Source organism: Agrilactobacillus fermenti (genome assembly GCF_047943045.1).
Lineage (GTDB): Bacteria > Bacillota > Bacilli > Lactobacillales > Lactobacillaceae > Agrilactobacillus > Agrilactobacillus fermenti.
The window spans coordinates 1,686,149-1,706,188 of the sequence record NZ_CP181347.1 but is presented as its reverse complement, the minus strand read 5'-3'; the positions used below and the strand labels follow the sequence as shown (position 1 = coordinate 1,706,188).

General features: G+C 38.8%; 16 protein-coding genes, 16 tRNA genes, 1 rRNA gene, 1 pseudogene and 1 CRISPR repeat array. Of the genes and pseudogenes, 30 read left to right on the top strand and 4 right to left on the bottom strand.

Translation table 11 applies throughout. The features are described from left to right. The first annotated feature begins 7 nt into the window (after nt 1-7). From ACNAN0_RS08455 to ACNAN0_RS08380, 16 genes are all read left to right on the top strand, one after another. Nucleotides 8-80: transfer RNA gene (locus ACNAN0_RS08455), tRNA-Phe, on the top strand. Between the two features lie 13 nt (nt 81-93). After that, nucleotides 94-164 (top strand) — tRNA-Gly (locus tag ACNAN0_RS08450). Between the two features lie 18 nt (nt 165-182). Beyond that, nucleotides 183-256: transfer RNA gene (locus ACNAN0_RS08445), tRNA-Ile, on the top strand. A 3-nt stretch (nt 257-259) separates the two neighbouring features. Then, nucleotides 260-347 (top strand) — tRNA-Ser (locus ACNAN0_RS08440). A 10-nt stretch (nt 348-357) separates the two neighbouring features. Beyond that, nucleotides 358-429, top strand: a tRNA-Glu gene (locus ACNAN0_RS08435). Nucleotides 430-458: 29 nt separating this feature from the next. Next, a tRNA-Ser gene (locus ACNAN0_RS08430) sits at nt 459-548 on the top strand. Nucleotides 549-557: 9 nt separating this feature from the next. Then, nucleotides 558-631 (top strand) — tRNA-Met (locus ACNAN0_RS08425). Between the two features lie 4 nt (nt 632-635). Then, nucleotides 636-708 (top strand) — tRNA-Asp (locus ACNAN0_RS08420). A gap of 7 nt (nt 709-715) precedes the next feature. Continuing rightward, a tRNA-Phe gene (locus ACNAN0_RS08415) sits at nt 716-788 on the top strand. Between the two features lie 6 nt (nt 789-794). Next, a tRNA-Tyr gene (locus tag ACNAN0_RS08410) sits at nt 795-875 on the top strand. 8 nt (nt 876-883) lie between these two features. Continuing rightward, nucleotides 884-954, top strand: a tRNA-Trp gene (locus ACNAN0_RS08405). A 9-nt stretch (nt 955-963) separates the two neighbouring features. Next, nucleotides 964-1,036, top strand: a tRNA-His gene (locus ACNAN0_RS08400). 19 nt (nt 1,037-1,055) lie between these two features. Further along, nucleotides 1,056-1,127, top strand: a tRNA-Gln gene (locus ACNAN0_RS08395). A 37-nt stretch (nt 1,128-1,164) separates the two neighbouring features. Further along, nucleotides 1,165-1,235, top strand: a tRNA-Cys gene (locus ACNAN0_RS08390). Nucleotides 1,236-1,267: 32 nt separating this feature from the next. Then, a tRNA-Leu gene (locus ACNAN0_RS08385) sits at nt 1,268-1,351 on the top strand. 425 nt (nt 1,352-1,776) lie between these two features. Then, nucleotides 1,777-2,103 carry a hypothetical protein gene (locus ACNAN0_RS08380; RefSeq protein WP_230914479.1) on the top strand — a complete coding sequence of 109 codons (327 nt, stop codon included), beginning with the start codon at nt 1,777-1,779 and terminating at the stop codon, nt 2,101-2,103. A gap of 228 nt (nt 2,104-2,331) precedes the next feature. On the opposite strand, the pseudogene ACNAN0_RS08375 reads toward ACNAN0_RS08380, so the two are convergent. Both ACNAN0_RS08375 and ACNAN0_RS08370 read right to left on the bottom strand, forming a co-directional pair. After that, a pseudogene (locus ACNAN0_RS08375) lies at nt 2,332-3,150 on the bottom strand (ISL3 family transposase). Beyond that, on the bottom strand, nt 3,137-3,598 hold the full coding sequence (locus tag ACNAN0_RS08370; protein WP_416353078.1) for a hypothetical protein: 462 nt from the start codon (nt 3,596-3,598) through the stop codon (nt 3,137-3,139). Before ACNAN0_RS08370 ends, ACNAN0_RS08375 begins: the two are co-directional and overlap by 14 nt. A gap of 1,357 nt (nt 3,599-4,955) precedes the next feature. Here ACNAN0_RS08370 and ACNAN0_RS08365 point away from each other — a divergent pair. From ACNAN0_RS08365 to ACNAN0_RS08355, 3 genes are all read left to right on the top strand, one after another. After that, nucleotides 4,956-5,171: a hypothetical protein gene (locus ACNAN0_RS08365; RefSeq protein WP_230914477.1), complete on the top strand. Its 216-nt coding sequence runs from the start codon at nt 4,956-4,958 to the stop codon at nt 5,169-5,171. 21 nt (nt 5,172-5,192) lie between these two features. After that, nucleotides 5,193-5,414 carry a YjcQ family protein gene (locus ACNAN0_RS08360; RefSeq protein WP_416353077.1) on the top strand — a complete coding sequence of 74 codons (222 nt, stop codon included), beginning with the start codon at nt 5,193-5,195 and terminating at the stop codon, nt 5,412-5,414. 187 nt (nt 5,415-5,601) lie between these two features. Further along, nucleotides 5,602-5,898 (top strand): hypothetical protein, encoded by a 297-nt coding sequence (locus tag ACNAN0_RS08355; protein WP_416353076.1) that lies wholly within the window; start codon nt 5,602-5,604, stop codon nt 5,896-5,898. A gap of 645 nt (nt 5,899-6,543) precedes the next feature. Continuing rightward, nucleotides 6,544-7,577: a CRISPR direct-repeat array (repeat unit 30 nt; unit sequence ATTTACATTCCAGTTCTATTAGATAAAAAC). 437 nt (nt 7,578-8,014) lie between these two features. Here ACNAN0_RS08355 and ACNAN0_RS08350 read toward each other — a convergent pair. After that, complete coding sequence (locus ACNAN0_RS08350) at nt 8,015-8,245, bottom strand: CsbD family protein (protein WP_230914474.1); 231 nt, start codon at nt 8,243-8,245, stop codon at nt 8,015-8,017. A gap of 145 nt (nt 8,246-8,390) precedes the next feature. Here ACNAN0_RS08350 and ACNAN0_RS08345 point away from each other — a divergent pair, with 145 nt between their 5' ends. The 6 genes from ACNAN0_RS08345 to ACNAN0_RS08320 all read left to right on the top strand — a co-directional run bounded on the left by ACNAN0_RS08345 (nt 8,391) and on the right by ACNAN0_RS08320 (nt 13,388). Further along, nucleotides 8,391-8,552 (top strand): hypothetical protein, encoded by a 162-nt coding sequence (locus tag ACNAN0_RS08345; protein ID WP_416353075.1) that lies wholly within the window; start codon nt 8,391-8,393, stop codon nt 8,550-8,552. A gap of 345 nt (nt 8,553-8,897) precedes the next feature. After that, nucleotides 8,898-9,593, top strand: coding sequence for a hypothetical protein (locus tag ACNAN0_RS08340; RefSeq protein WP_416353074.1), 696 nt, complete (start codon nt 8,898-8,900; stop codon nt 9,591-9,593). A gap of 15 nt (nt 9,594-9,608) precedes the next feature. Further along, a complete protein-coding gene (locus ACNAN0_RS08335) occupies nt 9,609-9,980 on the top strand; it encodes a hypothetical protein (protein WP_230914472.1) in 372 nt (123 codons plus the stop codon). 114 nt (nt 9,981-10,094) lie between these two features. Beyond that, complete coding sequence (locus tag ACNAN0_RS08330; RefSeq protein ID WP_230914471.1) at nt 10,095-11,285, top strand: glycosyltransferase family 4 protein; 1,191 nt, start codon at nt 10,095-10,097, stop codon at nt 11,283-11,285. After that, nucleotides 11,282-12,337: a glycosyltransferase family 4 protein gene (locus ACNAN0_RS08325; RefSeq protein WP_230914470.1), complete on the top strand. Its 1,056-nt coding sequence runs from the start codon at nt 11,282-11,284 to the stop codon at nt 12,335-12,337. Before ACNAN0_RS08330 ends, ACNAN0_RS08325 begins: the two co-directional genes overlap by 4 nt. A gap of 7 nt (nt 12,338-12,344) precedes the next feature. Beyond that, the gene (locus ACNAN0_RS08320; protein WP_230914469.1) at nt 12,345-13,388 is read left to right on the top strand and encodes a lysylphosphatidylglycerol synthase transmembrane domain-containing protein; all 1,044 of its coding nucleotides are present in this window, start codon (nt 12,345-12,347) and stop codon (nt 13,386-13,388) included. Nucleotides 13,389-13,585: 197 nt separating this feature from the next. Here the strand turns inward: ACNAN0_RS08320 and ACNAN0_RS08315 are convergent, their stop codons facing one another. After that, nucleotides 13,586-14,770, bottom strand: coding sequence for a pyridoxal phosphate-dependent aminotransferase (locus ACNAN0_RS08315; RefSeq protein ID WP_230914468.1), 1,185 nt, complete (start codon nt 14,768-14,770; stop codon nt 13,586-13,588). A 125-nt stretch (nt 14,771-14,895) separates the two neighbouring features. On the opposite strand from ACNAN0_RS08315, the gene ACNAN0_RS08310 reads away from it, so the two are divergent. From ACNAN0_RS08310 to ACNAN0_RS08290, 5 genes are all read left to right on the top strand, one after another. After that, complete coding sequence (locus ACNAN0_RS08310) at nt 14,896-15,129, top strand: YkuJ family protein (RefSeq protein WP_230914467.1); 234 nt, start codon at nt 14,896-14,898, stop codon at nt 15,127-15,129. A 176-nt stretch (nt 15,130-15,305) separates the two neighbouring features. Continuing rightward, a complete protein-coding gene (locus ACNAN0_RS08305) occupies nt 15,306-17,366 on the top strand; it encodes an LTA synthase family protein (protein ID WP_416354185.1) in 2,061 nt (686 codons plus the stop codon). 200 nt (nt 17,367-17,566) lie between these two features. Continuing rightward, the gene (locus ACNAN0_RS08300; protein ID WP_230914465.1) at nt 17,567-18,022 is read left to right on the top strand and encodes a Fur family transcriptional regulator; all 456 of its coding nucleotides are present in this window, start codon (nt 17,567-17,569) and stop codon (nt 18,020-18,022) included. Between the two features lie 295 nt (nt 18,023-18,317). Then, nucleotides 18,318-19,875: ribosomal RNA gene (locus ACNAN0_RS08295) — 16S ribosomal RNA — on the top strand. A gap of 75 nt (nt 19,876-19,950) precedes the next feature. Continuing rightward, nucleotides 19,951-20,024: transfer RNA gene (locus tag ACNAN0_RS08290), tRNA-Ile, on the top strand. The last annotated feature ends 16 nt before the right edge of the window (nt 20,025-20,040 follow it).

Genomic DNA, 20,040 nt, shown 5'->3' with positions numbered 1-20,040 from the left:
TTTATATGGCTCGGTAGCTCAGTCGGTAGAGCAATGGATTGAAGCTCCATGTGTCGGCAGTTCGATTCTGTCCCGCGCCATTTGAAAAATAACGCGGGTGTAGTTTAGTGGTAAAACCACAGCCTTCCAAGCTGTTGTCGCGAGTCCGATTCTCGTCACCCGCTTTACACTTGTGTTATAATGGGCCTATAGCTCAGTTGGTTAGAGCGCACGCCTGATAAGCGTGAGGTCGATGGTTCAAGTCCATTTAGGCCCATTTGGAGAAGTACTCAAGTGGCTGAAGAGGCGCCCCTGCTAAGGGTGTAGGCTGCGCAAGCGGCGCGAGGGTTCAAATCCCTCCTTCTCCGTTTTTAGTTCGACCCGTTGGTCAAGTGGTTAAGACACCGCCCTTTCACGGCGGTAACATGGGTTCAAATCCCGTACGGGTCATTTCCCTTTTTTATATTTTTATTGATGATGGAGGATTACCCAAGTCCGGCTGAAGGGAACGGTCTTGAAAACCGTCAGGTGGGTCAAACCACGCGTGGGTTCGAATCCCACATCCTCCTTATTGTTATCGCGGGATGGAGCAGTCTGGTAGCTCGTCGGGCTCATAACCCGAAGGTCGTAGGTTCAAATCCTGCTCCCGCAATTTTGGTCCCATGGTGTAGGGGTTATCACGCCTGCCTGTCACGCAGGAGATCACCGGTTCAAATCCGGTTGGGACCGTTTATATGGCTCGGTAGCTCAGTCGGTAGAGCAATGGATTGAAGCTCCATGTGTCGGCAGTTCGATTCTGTCCCGCGCCATATAATGGAGGAGTAGCGAAGTGGCTAAACGCGGCGGACTGTAAATCCGCTCCTTCGGGTTCGGTGGTTCGAATCCACTCTCCTCCACTTATTATAGGGATATAGTTCAATGGTAGAACAACGGTCTCCAAAACCGTCGATGTGGGTTCAACTCCTACTATCCCTGCTTACCATGGCGGAATTGGTGAAGTGGTTAACACACCGGATTGTGGCTCCGGCACGCGTGGGTTCGATCCCCACATTCCGCCCTTGTACCATTTTTACTTTTGGGTTATAGCCAAGCGGTAAGGCAACGGACTTTGACTCCGTCATGCGCTGGTTCGAATCCAGCTAACCCAATATCCGATTTATAATCGGTGGATTTGAATTTCTTGGTGGCGGTATAGCCAAGTGGTAAGGCAGAGGTCTGCAAAACCTTCATCACCGGTTCAAATCCGGTTACCGCCTTTATTGGCGAAGCTAATATGTTTTTACTACATGCCGGTGTGGCGGAATTGGCAGACGCGCTGGACTCAAAATCCAGTGTCCGCGAGGACGTATCGGTTCGACCCCGATCACCGGTATCATATGTACTTTTTAACTAAATATTAGAAAGTATAACAAGCAAAGAACGTTGAGAAATCAACGTTTTTTATTTTGAAAAAATATTGGAATGTACTAGAAAAAATATTTCTGCTAACATCATGCTAACAATTGGCTAATTTTTAAAAATTGTTAGCAGATTTGTTAGCATGAAACGCTGTACCTATTGATAGATAAGGGAACGGTATAGATTGTCAAAGACCCAAAAAAATTAAGTATTGGTAGTAGTTGCGTACAGGTATTTGCGACTACTTCCTGGTCAACAACTCGGCTCATCTCAGAGGTGTATCATAGGGGGGAACAATAGCTGGATACTCACAATTTAGCGAAGTTTTTATTTTCAAATAATCGGCTCCTGGTATTTTGACAATTGTTGAGATACTATTTTTTTTGGAGGCGATTAATTATGAATAATGATAATGCTGGAAATTACGAATTAGAAGCTGTGGTGTCTGAATCAATAAAAGAATCCAAAATCTTTAATTTCGAAACTGAAGATGTAAATGTATATAGTTCAATGAAAAGCAAAATTGAAGAGCAATTTCCGAATCTAAGATCTATCGTAAACTTGCCCAATATACCACATATATCTTTGAACATGTATCGGATTCAACAAACGAGAGATAGACGGCATGTGCTTCCGTTATCATTATCGCTATATATTAACTATCCGTATTCAAAAGAACTGGCTAGTTATATTAGAGAGATATTTAATTCTTATCAAAGAAGTTGATCATAAATAAAAGACACTCTTAGTAAGTGTCTTTTATTTATGCCAAAACAATCAGCATCGCAAAATTTAATATGTGTTTACCCCTAGCAGTTAAGATAGGTTCTTTGTCAATGAGTGTTGGTGAACATTTTTTATAAAGATTTTGAGAGGTTAGATCTTAATCGGTCTAACTTTTTTGTTACCGTCAAGTAATGGTCTGCCAGCCTTTGGCTGGATTGCTTTATTTATTTAGATATGGGCGAATTGCAGGTAAATTCTGAGCTTGAAATTCCGTTGGTTTCTAAAGCCATAACTGGTACGTTTGATCTCTTTGATTTTATGATTAGCCCCTTCAATTGGACCATTGGAGTAGTCATAACGGCAACTATTGAGGAGTGCCTGCCAATGTATTTTAAGGCTTCTGATAGTCGTATCCATTTCATTGTGTAATGGTCGGTAGTTATTCAAGACTGCTTTCAAAGCTTTTCGCATCACGATCGTGAACTGCTGAGTAAATGCCTTGGTAAACTTCATAAGTTTGTTTGAAGGTCTCATCTAAGCTCAAAGCAAGATGGACTAGATTGACATCGGTATCGTAATAACCAACTGTCGGTGATAACTCAGTTTTTTGGCTTCCAAAGTTTTAGCATCACGCAAGAAAATACGCCAGTTAGATTTAAGTAATTTATATTCTCTGCAACTGCGTTTCTGTTGTTTCATCAACCGCTTACGACAGGTATTCAAAGCACGATTAGCCATATTGATGATATGGAAACGGTCGATAATGATCTGTACATTGGGAAATACAGCTGGAATAAAATTGATGTAGGCCGCATTCAGATCAACGACGATACTTTTAACTTTTAGTCGCTCGGCTAAAGGAAAACCTAAGAAGTAATCCTTGAGTGTCGCTATCCGACGTGAAGGCAGGACAGCCCCAAGGGCATGGCTCTGGGCATCCATCCAGATAAAGCTATAGGTGTCTGTTGCTTTGAATTCGTCGAAACAAAGATGCTCTGGTAAATAATTCCGCTTTTCTTGAAGGGAGTAGGCGTTATCTTGGATCAAGATCCGTTGGACTGAAGCGCTTGAGATATGATAGCGCTGGGCAATAGTTTTGAGTGATGTGTTGATACGAGCATCTACGGGTGATCGCCCAGTGAACTGGTCGAGTGATCGAACAATGAGCTGCCACAACCTCAGTTTTTGCCATAAAAGTCGTTCGGCATTGCTTGCACAGATAACGTTGTTTTTTCAATTCCAAATAGACCGGTTGTCGTGTAGCCGTCACATTAGGTAATTTTAACCGACAGGTTTTCGTCCCATATTTGATCAAGCTGCCTTCAAAGTCACAGTTTATGCAACGTATTTCCGGGCTTTCTAGCTTGGCATGGTAAACAGCGGCACGTTCATCTTTGATCTTTTTCGTTTCAAAAGGCAGATTTTCATCAAACTTGATATTTCTATCCTTGATTCCTAAAACATTTTCTGTAGAATCAGTAGTAGGGAACATCATTCATCCTTCTTTCAATTGGTTTTAGACGACTTGATTGTAGCATAGGAACATGGTGTTCCTTTTTTGTGTCTCAAAATTGGTATAAAAATAAGGTGCCAGTGGACTGACGTCCACCAACACCAAAAAGTATAGAACCTTAAGATATACTGTTTTAGGGTGATTATTTGTAATGTATTCAATTGTAGTGGTTGTGTATTTTGCTAAAACACCAAACATGATTGGGCTAGTGTCTTCCATCGCCGCACTTTTTTATCAAACGACATCTATAAAGCACTGAGACAAGATGAAAGAAGAAGAAATCATCTTGAAGATAGTCGCAGACTTTTTCTAGCTTTATGGGCCAACCTAATTATTTTGTTCACTACAATACCGATACCTCTTAGAATGTTTCGTTTTATAATTCCAAAGTCCTTAGTTTTAGTGTTATTGACATTTTTTTGTGGCGTTAGTTTTGGTAGAAGCTATTATCGTGAACGCTTTAGGTATGCCAAGAAATCAAAAATAGGCACGTTGGTGTCTTTTTTTATACATGGAACTCAGTCAATCGGAGTGTAGTGACTTTGTGAAATTAACCGAGAAGCAACGAAAAGATACAGTTGCTAAGCCTTGGGCAAAGATGGCAAGGATTTTTTAGCATGGATCTGGAAGAACTATCGCAAAAAGTTGTCCAACCAATTAATGAATGTCATGTTAAAAAACACATTATTGGGATATGGTTCTGCACGATTAGCTAGAGGACTGTAACAAAGTTTTACCAATGGAAAGTGGAATAATATCCACCGATTGATCATTACAGAGCTGGGGCACATTGTTGAATAAGCAACGGCTAAAGCATACGAGGAATCTAACATAGAAAAGTATAAATAGATGGTAACTTTAGAAACATCTACTTGTGCTATTGAACCAAGTGACATTCAAGCTAGTGAACACAAGCCCAGTGATTCATGTATCCACCATATCTTATCTGGAAGGTTTACCACCAATTGAATAGCGTTAGATGCGAGATTCTGAAACGGGCAAGGGTAAGTTGATTAAAGAGATTAGATTTCATGAGTGGTATAATTTGGTTCGACAAGATGAAAGAAATAGTATAATGGTACAGAAATAAGTACGAGTATCAAGGTCCCGAATATCTCTCAGCATTTGATTGACCAAGTTCTGGAACGTGGTTTTAATTTATATAGAGCACAGAATGTACTGGAAAAACCATTGCATATTTTTCCTTTTGAATATTCAAATGATAAACTCGCTCAAAAATATTTAGGTGAAAATGTTATGGTGATAATCAACCCACAGACTGGAAATATTATTAATGGGTATAAAACGTCAGCTAAACGAAAAAAGTGGAGGAATCATAGTGAGAATAAATGAATTATTGACGAAGAGTGAGTTGAAAATTGTTCATCAATATTTACCCGATGTAGATTTTGCGAAAGAGCTGACCGATGATGGGATGGCTGACTTTGAAGAAAAATTCGATGATGTTTATATTTATTATGGCTTTACCAATGAAGAAATTAACGAAATTGGTAGGCAATTAGAACCAATTGTCGATAAGTTAGCCGAATCTTAGGTAGTGATTCAATGGCGAAAGATGAATTACTTTGTGATTATGTATTTATTATTGAAGCGGCTTTATTCATTGCTTAAACAAGGTCAGTCAATAACTAATAACCAGCTTGAACAATTGGGTAGTCAGTACAATGCCAAGTATTGGCAGTATATCTTGATGGATATGACCAAGAACGGCTATATTACTGGTGTAACTAAAGTAACGAGAGTATCTGGAGAAACAGTGAAGTACCATAATGCATAAATTACGCCAATAGGTATTGAATACTTATTTAGTAATTCAGTGACCGACCGGTTAAAAATGAAACTATTTGGTGTTGGTGTTCAGTCCACTGGCACCTTATTTTTATACCAATTTTGAGACACAAAAAAGAAACACCATGTTCCTATGCTACAATCAAGTCGACCAAAACCAATTGAAAGAAGGATGAATGATGTTCCCTACTACTGAGTCTACAGAAAATGTTTTAGGAATCAAGGATAAAAATATAAAATTTGATGAAAATCTGCCTTTTGAAACGAAAAAGATCAAAGATGAACGTGCCGCTGTTTACCATGCCAAGCTAGAAAGCCCGGAAATACGTTGCATAAACTGTGACTTTGAAGGCAGCTTGATCAAATATGGTAAGAAAACCCGTCGGTTAAAATTATTTAATATGGCGGATACGCGACAATTGATCTATTTGAATCTGAAAAATAGAGGATATAAATTGCTTAAAGCTAACTAGTGTATTTTCTTGCGTGGCTCTGAAATATTGGAAATCAAAAGACTGAGCTATAACCTAGCAGTTGGTCATTACAATATTGATCTGACCTGGGCAGAGGAATCGACCGTAAGATCAAAGACATTAAAAGTACCAGCCATGACTTTAAAGACAACAGAATTCCAAAATCATAATCTATCTGATATTTGGTCATGTGTAAATTACTAATTCTTCCCAAAGGCTGACCGTCTGTTAATTAGCTGTAACAAAAATGTTAGACCATTCAGAATTTAGCTTCTCAAAATTCCTACAAATATTTTGACAACCATTCATTGCAAAAGAACCAAATAAGTATAGATAATTGGATTTATCGAAGTACAGAGATTTATAATTCTTTATTAAAGACTTATTACTAATTGAATAACACTGGTTGTGTTGTCCTCAAACAAATAAGGGTAGGATGATTAAAAATATAATTTAAGGAAGTAATCTAATGACTAAGAATAACGCAGTAAGATTGTGTGGCGGTGGTTGGTTATTTATGTCCTAATTCTGCTAGATAAAGCCGCAATTATCTGGTTGGCAAGGTATTGCGCGATGATTAATTTATATTCTGGTAATATTAGATAAAATTAATATTAATGACAACGATATAATTATGACTTGTGGATTTACATTCCAGTTCTATTAGATAAAAACCGTCAAGGTTATTCAAACCTTTACTGGAACAATCAGATTTACATTCCAGTTCTATTAGATAAAAACCTTCTTCAATTCTCGAATGATCCTCACTCAGATAATATTTACATTCCAGTTCTATTAGATAAAAACATCACCAGTCAGTTATGTTTGATGTGCCTGAAGACGGATTTACATTCCAGTTCTATTAGATAAAAACCGTCGCCACCTTCGGATACAAGAATATTCATGCCTGCTTATTTACATTCCAGTTCTATTAGATAAAAACGGGGTAAGTGTTGGAACAACTTCATATGAATCAACTATATTTACATTCCAGTTCTATTAGATAAAAACTATCTGGTAGCTGCAATAGTGCGCGCTCAGTGATCATATTTACATTCCAGTTCTATTAGATAAAAACAGGTAGTGAAATGTTAAAAGAAATGACTTCAACTTTATTTACATTCCAGTTCTATTAGATAAAAACTCCAAAGATATTTTGCGTATACTGCCCCATTTAGGATTTACATTCCAGTTCTATTAGATAAAAACTTGCCCTGAGCCTCACTGCGAGGCATACCATCAAACTTATTTACATTCCAGTTCTATTAGATAAAAACCATACAAGCGCACGCCCTTATTCGTTCTAACAGCTCGATTTACATTCCAGTTCTATTAGATAAAAACAACATGCTAGCCCCCGATGTTTCGGCGGCTATTTTTATTTACATTCCAGTTCTATTAGATAAAAACACGCAGAACGAGTTGTTAATGACGATCATTCAAAATGTATTTACATTCCAGTTCTATTAGATAAAAACAGAAATCAATATCGCCAGTTCCAGTAATACGTAATATATTTACATTCCAGTTCTATTAGATAAAAACCAAGTTGCCCTAGATTATATGAAGAATAATAAATTATTTACATTCCAGTTCTATTAGATAAAAACGATATGGGTGACATGTTGGGCTCAATGATGCCGAAACGTATTTACATTCCAGTTCTATTAGATAAAAACCCAAGGCACAACTACATCAATAGAATAACATATTTTCATGACCTGATCTGTCGATGTACAAAAAGTACATTTTATTTTTATACAATATTTCTTTTAGTTTAGTAAAACGGTTGATATTATGGGATGAATTCGATCTGTCGATGCCCCATAAAAAATGCAGAGCTAACGATCGACAGAAATAAATATAAAACATTTAAATTTGATGAACTTACATTTCTTCGGTTAAGTTAGATTTTTAATATCACAAATAAGACAGATTTAGGAAATTGTCTAAGATATGTTCAGCCCTCATCACTGCTGGTACAACTATTTTTATAATATATATATTTCAAATGACAATCAATTTTAAGATGTTTATCTTAAATTAAATTCAACTAAAAAAGCCTTACAACACAAAATTTAGATTTGTGCTGCAAGGCTTAATTAATAGCAAGATTTTATTTGTCGTTCTTATTATTTAATTTTTCATTAACTTTATCGAGTGTATTTCCAGCTTTATCTGAGAGGTTTTCTTTAACGTCGTTTGCCTTTTCTTTGAGCTTGCCAAGTGTTTGTTTGCCTTTGCCTTTAGTTTCTCTTTCCTTATCACCGGTTAATTTACCAGCACCTTCTTGAACTTTACCTGAGAATTGATCTTTCATACCGTCTAATTTATCTCTGTTTGACATAATAACGCCTCCTTGATTTTCTATTTTAAATTATAAGCAAATTTATTTTTAAATGCGAAAATCGCAAGATAAATCGCAATGGCAAGGAAAAGAGGTAGAATAACTTGAGTTATATTTTGAAGAAGCGCTTTCGCTAAGGTACTAATTGCACTACGCTGATGTCAATTTAAATGTAGTGGTCATTGTTATGCGCAAAGCTGTTTTATTTACCGATTCAGCACAAGGTATCAGTGCTAAAATTGCCGAGAAATTAGCGTCTGATGGTTATCAAATGGGTTTGCTGATTTGCCTACGTAACAGTTCATAACGACAGACTTTATTCACAAAATTGGAGCGGGTCGAGCTAAACTTCTATCAGTTGATACTGCTGATCAACAACAAGTTTATGATGCTGTCGATGGCGGTTGGTTTACTATAAGCAAGAAGCAAGTTTTTGAGTCGGGGTATGTTTACCTCGGCTTTTTGTGTGGCATAATATTTATGATTGTACGTTACTTCAATAGGTAGCTTTTGTAGTTTTGCTTATTTTACGTTATGATATGAATTCAGAAGCTTTTACATTTAGCCTTATCACTAAACTAACCGCAAAATTGAAAATATCAAAAGTATTCTCCTTAGCGATAATTAGACTTTTTTAGAAAAGGTGATCAATTTGAGTAAACGCAAACGTAAGCGGCGTACAGTGAATATTGGTGAATATATTAGTGCAAATGAATTGAGAAACTATATCGATCATGCCGACATGAGTGATTTGAATTTTTTGGAGACGTTGATTCAACAAAAGCGGCAACTGATTTTAGCAAAGGAAGGTTCAGCAGAATTTCCAATTTTTCAAAAAGTAGAAGCTCGTTTACATGAGGATGAAACAGCTATGCGGCTGTTGATCAAGCAAGCTGGAACTGTGCGGTTACCGTCTGATTTTGAATTTACGCCTAGTTTTTTATATGGCTATTTTCGAGATTATCCAACGGATGAATTTTTTGAGAAATATGCGGATTGGCAAAAGACGATTAAAAAGCTGCATGAATTGCAAACCAAGATTGGCCCAATCTTAGCCATTCGGGAACAGATCAGGCAGTCTGGTTTTACGATTACTAAGATGCGTTACAGTCAGCGTAGTTTGAGTCTTTATTTGTTCATTCCTTTGACGCAAGCTTCAGCGTTTGAAGTTGTTTTCGGGCGCGCTTTTGATGTGATGAATTTAACAGCTGATTTAGCCGTTTCTACAACTAAGGAAGCAGCTTCGTTTTCGGTCAGGATCTCAGACCATGTTAGCGGCCAGTTTTTCAATTCGAAATCACAGCAGTTACAAAAATACCATCAAGCAGACGTTAATATTTATATTTAATAAAGAAGTGAAATTATGATACAAGATCGTTTTTACCAGCCTAAGGATGCTAAAGATGCGATTAGATTCGTTTCGGAATTATTTAATCAATACAAAGATGCCCCGTTAACCGACGCTTTGGTAGCCTATAATCAAAAGTTGATCAATTACCTAGAAAATGATGTCGCACAGGCGGCAGTGCAAGAGCACAATCAAGTTCGACGTCAGCGGGCGTTAGAGATGGCCACTACGCTAAGACATTGGGTGCCAACACGTTTGGAAGGACAGTATATGCGAGGCAAGATGCATAATGGCCGCCTGACGAAGCAAAATAACACAAAATATAAAACACTAAAAGGTCAGCATAAGAATCGGCCAGCAAAATATGGGAAAACCATGCACAAATAGGTCAAAAGTGGGATAATTTTTAAATGAGTTATTGCTATAATAACTAGTAAATTGCATAATGCGTTTTATGACTTTATAATGAACGTTGTATGTTTAGTGAAGGAGGGAAGGTAATTGAATATCGGTTTATTTACTGATACTTACTTCCCACAGATTAGTGGTGTCGCGACTTCGATCAAGACACTCAAGAATGTTCTGGAAGCTAAGGGGCATTCAGTATATATATTTACAACAACTGATCCAAAAGTGGATAAGGATGAAACTGAACCTAATGTTTTTCGTTTTGGAAGCGTACCGTTCGTATCTTTTACAGATAGACGAATTGCGGTACGCGGTCTTTTTCATGCTTTGGAAGTTGCTAAGGAACTAGATTTAGACATTGTTCATACGCAAACTGAATTTTCGATGGGCATGATTGGTAAATTTGTCGCCAAAAATTTAAAGATACCTTGTGTACACACCTACCATACGATGTACGAAGATTATTTACACTATGTTTTGAATGGTAAACTTCTAAAACCCGCACATGTTAAGCAATTTACTAAAATGTATTTGACGCACATGACGGCAGTGGTAGCGCCAAGTGATCGCGTATTACATACACTCAAACGCTATAAGATCAAAATACCAATTTCGGTTATTCCCACCGGTATTGATCTAACGAGATTTAGTCGGCCGGTTTCAATTGACGTCCGGAGTCAATATGGCATTGGTGCGCGCCACTTATTGTTATCATTGAGTCGAATTGGTCAGGAAAAAAAGCTAGATGTTTTGATCAAAGCCATGCCGCAGATTTTAGCGGTATGTCCAGATGCCTATTTGCTAATTGTGGGCGATGGCCCAGCGCGAGAAGATTTAGAAGCACTTGTTTCTGAGATGGGACTGCAAGATTTTGTTGGTTTTGCTGGTGAAATTGACCATGAATACGTTAATGATTATTATAAGTCAGCTGACTTGTTTGTGTCAGCCAGTGATTCTGAAACGCAAGGATTGACTTTTGATGAGGCGTTAGCGGCAGGTGTAAAGTGCGTGGTATATTCAGAGCCTTATGTGAACAAGCTGTTTGATGATCCTTCTGTTGGTGCAACATTCAATACTCCAGGTGAAATGGTTGCGGAGATTTCACAATACTTATTACATCCAGCGGCCTTTAATGACGAAATTATAAGACGCCAAAAATTAAATGAAATTTCTGCAGATACGTTTGGAAACAGAATATTGGATTTTTATCACAATGCTCAATCTATTTTTGTGGCATCGGATGATGAACCTGAAGAAATTTCAGATAAGGAGTTTTTGAAATGATCCATATCAACATGTTCTCTTCAGCGGATAAAGTTGCTGGCCAGGGGGTTGGTAGCGCCTATTTGGAATTAATGCGTTTGTTAAAAAAATATGGCCAACAATCGTTTGAGGTCACGGTCAATCAATATGGTAGTGCTGATATCAGTCACTATCATACGATCGATCCGCAATTTTTTTTGTCTACATTCATAGGTCACCGTGGTCGTAAGATAGGATACGTTCATTTCTTACCCGAAACGTTAGAAGGCAGTTTACAGTTGCCACGGCCAATCAAGGCAATCTTAGATAAGTATGTGATTGCTTTTTATAAACGCATGGATCAGATCGTTGTTGTGAACCCTATTTTCATTGATAAATTAGCGGCATATGGTATTCCTAAATCTAAAATTGCCTATATTCCCAATTTTGTTTCTCAAGATGAATTTTATGCGCAGTCTGAGCACAAAAAGGCGCAGACTAGAGCCAGCCTTGGTATTAAAGCCGATGCCTTTGTTGTGTTTGGTGATGGTCAAGTTCAGAAACGCAAGGGTGTCGATGATTTTGTTGCACTTGCGAAACGCCATCCTGAAATGAATTTTGTTTGGGCCGGTGGTTTTTCTTTCGGTAAAATGACAGACGGTTATGAGAAATATAAAAAAATTATTGATAATCCGCCTAAAAATCTAACATTTACAGGTATTGTCGAGCGAAAATCGTTGGTAGATTTTTACAATATGGCAGATGTTTTTTTACTGCCTTCTTATGATGAGTTATTTCCTATGTCTGTTCTTGAAGCGTTTAGCTGTCAAACCCCAGTTTTGTTACGTGATCTGCCACTGTATCAAGCCATCATTTCAGGTTATTATGCCTCTGGAAGTGATTTGGCTGGACTAGATGAACAGTTGGTTTATTTGAAAGAAAATCCCGAAGAACGGCAACGCCTTAAATTGGCAGCTAAAGCAGCGGCTACAAAATTTTCAGAACAGAATTTGGCAAAAATTTGGCAAGACTTCTATTTAAAACAAGCACATAATCAAATGTCTCAGCTTGTTGAAGATTTAATGAAAAATTAGGAGCATAATGACAAGAAAAAATAAACTTGCTTTCTTGATAATGCTATTCGTAGGTTTAGGCATTTTTTGGTGGGAAGCACGAACTGAAAAATTATCAACTTTAATTCAGGGGTTTCGAACGCTCAACTTTTGGTGGCTGCTGGTAGCCTTGTTAATGATGGCAGGGCAGTTGCTGCTTGAGGCGCATGTACTTCAGGTTCTTTTGCGTGGCCGAGTTGCTTATTTTCCCTTTCGAAATGCTGCTCGAGTACCAATGATCGAGCAGCTGTTTAATAGTATTACGCCATTTTCTTCCGGGGGGCAGCCTGCCCAATTGATCGCAATGATGCAGTCAGGAATCGAGGCTGGCCAAGCAAGTTCAGTTCTTTTGATGAAGTTTATTATTTATCAGATGATGGTTTTGATCAATTTTGTGCTGACGATGCTGTTTGGTTTTCATGAAGTTGTCAGTCGTTTTCATGGTATTGCCTGGTTGATCGTAGCAGGTTTTGCGCTACATTTATTTGTGATCGCAGGTTTGTTATTGGTGATGTACCAATATAAATTTACAAAGAAATTATTACAGTGGGCGACAGTTCCGTTAGGGTGGTTCCTAAAACCTGAAAAGGTTACGCGTTGGAAAAAAAATCTAGATGATAAAGTGGATACTTTTTACGCTGAAAGTTTACATTTGAAACGTGAAAAAAGGAAAGTCATTAAAGCATCAATCCTAACGTTTATACAGTTAATTATTTTTTATGCCATTCCATATTTTATTTTACTGGCACTGGGACAGACAAAGGCAGATTTTTTAAATGTCGTTGCAATGCACGTTATGATCGTTATGATCACATCGATCTTTCCGATTCCAGGTGGCACTGGTGGGGCAGAGTACAGTTTTAAAACGCTGTTTGCAATCTTTTTGACTAATCCAAGTAAATTATTGATCGGTATGTTGCTTTGGCGCTTTGTAACTTATTACTTTGGTATGTTTTTAGGAATCGGTGCGTTGGCCGTACCGATTAAAGCTGCGCCCCCAACCGCTGCTAAGGCTGATCAAGAAAGTCATTAAACATAAAAGAGAGTGAGACAAAAGGCGCTCAGATCACTAACAAGAATGGCTCAAATGGTGAACTTGCCATTTGAGCCATTCGTGGTTAGGTGAAGGTGTTGCCTTTTGGAACACGTTTAAAATTGAATTGTTCGTAAACACATAGTGGCTGAAAACAAAACGTTAGTTTTGTCCCAGCCACTTTTTGATATAAAAAATTACAGTTTTGAAGTCGCGTGGTTTTGTGTAAATTCACCCAAACGCGTCATGGCTTTTTTGAGATCTGCTAAACTAGCAGCATAGCTCAAACGGAAGTAACGTTCACCGCCAGGACCAAAACCTTCGCCAGAAATTAAGGCTAATTTACTTTCTTGGGCTAATTGGTAAGTAAACTCTTGGGCTGAGCCTTTGAACCAATTCGGTAATTTAATAAATAGATAAAATGCACCATCAGGTCGAGCAACCTCATAACCAAGTTTTTTGATTTCAGCAAGGCAATAGTTTCGCCGCTTAATGTACTCAGCTTTCATAGTTTGTGTATCTTCATATCCATTGGTAAGGGCTTCTACGGCCGCCTTTTGAGAAATCGTGGTTGCAGCAGTGACGTAATATTGATGGACTTTTTTCAATTGATCGGTAATTACCCTAGGCGCAAGTAAAAAACCGATGCGCCAACCGGTCATTGCATGCGATTTTGATAGACCGTTAATCAAGATTGTTTGATCTCTTAAAATATTTGCTATTGAAAAATGATCGTGGTCAAAAGTTAGCGAACTGTAAATTTCGTCACTAATGACCCATAAATTTGCAGTCTTGAGGACTTTAGCCATAGCAGTGATTTCATTTTGATCGTAAGTAACACCCGTGGGATTACTTGGATAGTTTAAAATAATTGCTGTGATATGTGCATCTGGATGTGATGCAATAGCTGCCTTGATCATTTCTGGCGTTAAGACGAAACCATTTTTTGAAGTGTCGATGAATATCGGCTGTGCATGATTTAAGGTAATCAAAGGTAAATAGGCTGGAAAAATTGGTGTGGGGACTAAAACAGCATCGCCCGGATTTGTAACTGTCGTAATGGCTGTAGCAATGGCTTCAGTGGCACCAACAGTCACTAAAATTTCATCTTCAGCTGCATATTTCAGGCCATATAATTTTTCAAAATAAGTGCTTGCAGCTTGCCTTAGCTCTAATAATCCAGCCATACCAGTATAATGACTATAATTATCGTTAATGGCTTGAATCGCCGCTTGTTTGATGTGTGCTGGTGTATTAAAATCCGGTTCACCCAATGTCAATTTTAATATATCGGGAATTTTACTGACGGCTTCATCAAATTGACGGATGCCCGAAACAGCTATTTTAGTTACTTGTTGATTAATTTGTCTCTCATTTTCCATTAAATTTCACCTCATAATTTAATACTATCAGAATATGATAGTTAATTGAATAAAATATAAAAAAATACTGTTTTATGCCGCTTTTTCTGGTAAACTGCTATTAGTTATTTAAGGAGGCCTTTTTAATGGAAAAATCACAATTGGTTGCTATCATCAAGCGCTTGGAGGCAATGCAAGTCGAAGATAGCGATGAGATTCAAACAAGACGCTTCGAGGCCAATGGTGTTGAAAAGGGCGTCGTATCATTTAATCCTAAAAGTGATATCTATACGTTAGAGGAAACAAAGTCACATCAAACGTTTGATTTTGATAATATTGATCTTGCGGCAATGGAGATCTTTGATCTATTGGATGAGTAATTTAGAATATTTTCTTTCGATTTGAGTGGAAGTGGGCCAGCAACGACAGCTTTGCCGGCTTATTTTTTTGTAAATTTATAATTCATAAAAAATTCACATGGCCATAGTACAATACAGTCTGGCTATTGATGCGACGAAGTTTTATGAATATTTTTGTGGAGGCTTTCGTAATTATGTTGAAAACAGTCGGCAAAAAGATTCGCGGTATCTTGAATACCCGCGTAGGCTTTTTCATGCTGGCCATTATTCTTTTCTGGCTAAAGACGTGGTGGACGTATTTAAATAAGTTTAATCTTGGTGCAAAGGGTTCGATCCAACACTTATTGTTAATGATCAATCCTTTTCCCACAACAATTTTATTGTTTGGTATTGCGCTTTATCTTGCAGGACGAAAGTCATATATCTATTTATTATTGATTGATTTTGTGACGAGTTTTTGGCTCTTTGCCAATGTTCTCTATTATCGAGAGTTTTCAGACTTTTTAAGCATTAACTTGATCAAAGGGTCTGGTGCAGTATCCAATAACTTAGGTAAGAGTATTTTAGGTATCTTGGATCCATCTGATTTTTTGATTTTTTTAGATGTGCTTATTTTGATTTTATTGTTGGCTTTCAAAGCAATTCACATGGATGTTCGTCCGATTAAAAAGCGTTATGCTATGACCGTCACAGCAATTGCTGGTATTTTATTTGGCTTTAATTTGAGTTTTGCCGAGAGTGATCGTTCTGGCCTTTTGACACGAACGTTCGACAATAATTATATTGTTAAGTATTTAGGCTTAAATGCTTATACAGTCTATGATGGCGTCAAAGCAGCGCAATCGAATGCTGCAAAAAATAATGCAAATGCCAGTGATCTTCAATCTGTGCAAAAGTATATCAAAGAAAATCATGTGCCGGTTAATGCAGAATATTCTGGTGTTGCTAAAGGTAAGAATGTTATTATCTTCCATTTAGAGAGTTTTCAACAGTTTTTGATCGACTTTAAGTGGGATGGTCAGGAGGTAACACCAAACCTTAATAAGATTTATCATGAAAGTGATACATTGAGTTTTGATAATTTCTTCAATCAAGTTGGTACAGGTAAAACGGCAGATGCTGAAATGATGCTCGAAAATTCATTGTTTGGGTTGGCAGAAGGTCCGGCAATGGTTCAATATGGCACAACAAATACATTTCAGGCGGCGCCAGCAATTTTTGATCAAAACGGTTATACATCTGCCGCTTTTCATGGTGATGTTCCTAGTTTTTGGAATCGAGATAATACTTACAAGTCTTGGGGGTATGATTATTTCTTTAGTTCTAATTATTACCCGAAAAAGTCTGCTTATAGCATTGGTTATGGGCTCAAAGATAAGATTTTCTTAAAGGATGCAGCGACATACTTGGAGCAGCTGCCACAGCCTTTTTATGCAAAACTGATCACTGTGACGAACCATTATCCGTATTTATTGGACAAACAAAATCAGTCAATTGCTAAGACGGATACTGGTGACAGTACTGTAGATGGTTATGTGCAAACGGCAAAATATTTAGATCAATCTGTTGGTGAGTTTATGAATTGGCTAAATGATTCGGGACTCGCTAAAAATACAATGATCGTTTTTTATGGTGACCACTATGGTATTTCTGGAAATCATAAAAAAGCAGTTGCTAAATTACTGGATAAAGATAGCTTTAATAACTTTGATAATGCTCAATTTCAACGCGTGCCGCTGATGATCCATATGCCTGGACTTAAAGGTGGCGTCAATCATACCTATGCCGGGGAAATTGACGTTTTACCGACATTATTGAATCTTGTGGGTATCCCGGACAATGACCGTATTCAATTTGGTCAAGATATCCTCTCGCCACAAAAGAATCAGACCGTGGCTTTTCGAAATGGGGATTTTGTTTCACCAGAGTATACTAAAGTCGGTAGTGCTTATTACAATACCAAAAATGGTGAAGCATTGAAGCATCCAACGGTTACCCAGAAGAAAACGTTGGATCAAATGACAAACCACGTTGCGACAGAATTATCTCTTTCTGATCGTGTGATTACTGGTGATTTACTCAGATTCTATACACCTAAAGATTTCAAAAAAGTAGATAAGCAAAATTATAGCTATAAGAAGTCTAAGGCAAGTAAGACATTAAAGGCTGATCTAGATAAGAATTCACTGCTACATCAAAACGATGGCAATAGTACTACTGACATGTACAAGACCGATGCGCCAGAATTGCAAAAGTGAGGCTAGTGTATTAGGCGACATACCTGGGAAGTTTGATAGCAGATAAAAAATAAGTTTGTTACTATGATGATTGTGAATCGCACATCGATTGACTGCTCAGAATAGTAACAAACTTTTTTATATAAAAAGGATGCTTGAATTAGAAGCCTTTTCGAGATATATTTAATTTGTAATAATTATAAAAAAGATGGGTGACTTTTATGAATAGAGAGGCTATGGAAGAATCCATAAAGAAGCTCCGAGATGGTGGTGTCCGTATTACCCCACAAAGAGAAGCAGTTTTAAGATATTTGATTCAAAGTGATGAACATCCAACGGCAGATGAAATTTATCGACATTTGGCTGCAGATTTTCCTAAAATGAGTGTGGCAACTGTCTATAATAATTTACGGGTATTAACGCGTTTAGGCATTGTGCAAGAGATGTCTTATGGTGACAGCTCATCACGGTTTGATTTTGCTGAAACAAAACATTATCATGCGGTTTGTGAACGTTGTGGTCGTATTGTAGATGTTTTCTTTCCGGACTTTGATCAAGTTGATACTGTAGCTGAGAATTTGACCGGTTTTCAGGTTAATGGGCATCGGCTAGAAGTTTATGGTTTATGCCCACAGTGCCAAGCTGAATTAGTTGCTGTGAAAAAATATCAAAATTAGTGTTGACGACGTTATATATTTTTGGTAGTATATTTCTTGCGCGTTAATCACTGCGTTATTGATGATTAACACTGATATGTCAATGATTCAATTGTTTCTTAAAAAATTAATTGAAAAAATATGTTGACATCGAATGGAACACTTGATATAATATAAAAGTTGTTTCACGAACGTAGGCCTTTGAAAACTGAACAAAATTTCGACACCAAATGTGCAGGCTAGACCTTTTGGTCTAACAAACATTTGCGAAGTCAATTCGCTAGCAACAAATAATAATGAGTCACAAACTTGAACTTTAGTTGAGAGTTTGATCCTGGCTCAGGACGAACGCTGGCGGCGTGCCTAATACATGCAAGTCGAACGAGAAACTTCTACCGAGTGCTTGCACTCAACTGAAGTTTCGAGTGGCGGACGGGTGAGTGACACGTCGGCAACTTACCCTAGAGCGGGGATAACATTTGGAAACAGATGCTAATACCGCATAACAACCAAAAACGATTGTTTCTGGTTTGAAAGATGGTTTCGGCTATCACTCTACGGATGGGCCCGCGGCGTATCAGCCAGTTGGTGAGGTAACGGCTCACCAAAGCAATGATACGTAGCCGACCTGAGAGGGTGATCGGCCACATTGGGACTGAGACACGGCCCAAACTCCTACGGGAGGCAGCAGTAGGGAATCTTCCACAATGGACGAAAGTCTGATGGAGCAACGCCGCGTGAGTGAAGAAGGGTTTCGGCTCGTAAAACTCTGTTATCGAAGAAGAACGAGGGTAAGAGTAACTGTTTACCCTGTGACGGTATTCGATCAGAAAGCCACGGCTAACTACGTGCCAGCAGCCGCGGTAATACGTAGGTGGCAAGCGTTGTCCGGATTTATTGGGCGTAAAGCGAGCGCAGGCGGTCTTTTAAGTCTGATGTGAAAGCCTTCGGCTCAACCGAAGGAGTGCATCGGAAACTGGGAGACTTGAGTGCAGAAGAGGAGAGTGGAACTCCATGTGTAGCGGTGAAATGCGTAGATATATGGAAGAACACCAGTGGCGAAGGCGGCTCTCTGGTCTGTAACTGACGCTGAGGCTCGAAAGCGTGGGTAGCAAACAGGATTAGATACCCTGGTAGTCCACGCCGTAAACGATGAATGCTAAGTGTTGGAGGGTTTCCGCCCTTCAGTGCTGCAGCTAACGCATTAAGCATTCCGCCTGGGGAGTACGACCGCAAGGTTGAAACTCAAAGGAATTGACGGGGCCGCACAAGCGGTGGAGCATGTGGTTTAATTCGAAGCAACGCGAAGAACCTTACCAGGTCTTGACATCCTTTGTCAGTCTGAGAGATCAGATGTTCCCTTCGGGGACAAAGTGACAGGTGGTGCATGGTTGTCGTCAGCTCGTGTCGTGAGATGTTGGGTTAAGTCCCGCAACGAGCGCAACCCTTATGATTAGTTGCCAGCATTCAGTTGGGCACTCTAGTCAGACTGCCGGTGACAAACCGGAAGGAAGGTGGGATGACGTCAAATCATCATGCCCCTTATGACCTGGGCTACACACGTGCTACAATGGATGGTACAACGAGTTGCTAGACCGCGAGGTCATGCTAATCTCTTAAAACCATTCTCAGTTCGGATTGCAGGCTGCAACTCGCCTGCATGAAGCTGGAATCGCTAGTAATCGCGGATCAGCACGCCGCGGTGAATACGTTCCCGGGCCTTGTACACACCGCCCGTCACACCATGAGAGTCTGTAACACCCAAAGCCGGTCGGTAACCTTTTAGGAGCCAGCCGTCTAAGGCGGGACAGATGATTAGGGTGAAGTCGTAACAAGGTAGCCGTAGGAGAACCTGCGGCTGGATCACCTCCTTTCTAAGGAAAAATTACGGAAAGCCTGTACATGTCGAAATTTTGTTTAGTTTTGAGAGGCCTACGCCAAGACTTATCGGGCCTATAGCTCAGTTGGTTAGAGCGCACGCCTGATAAGCGTGAGGTCGATGGTTCAAGTCCATTTAGGCCCATTGCGATTTTATCGCA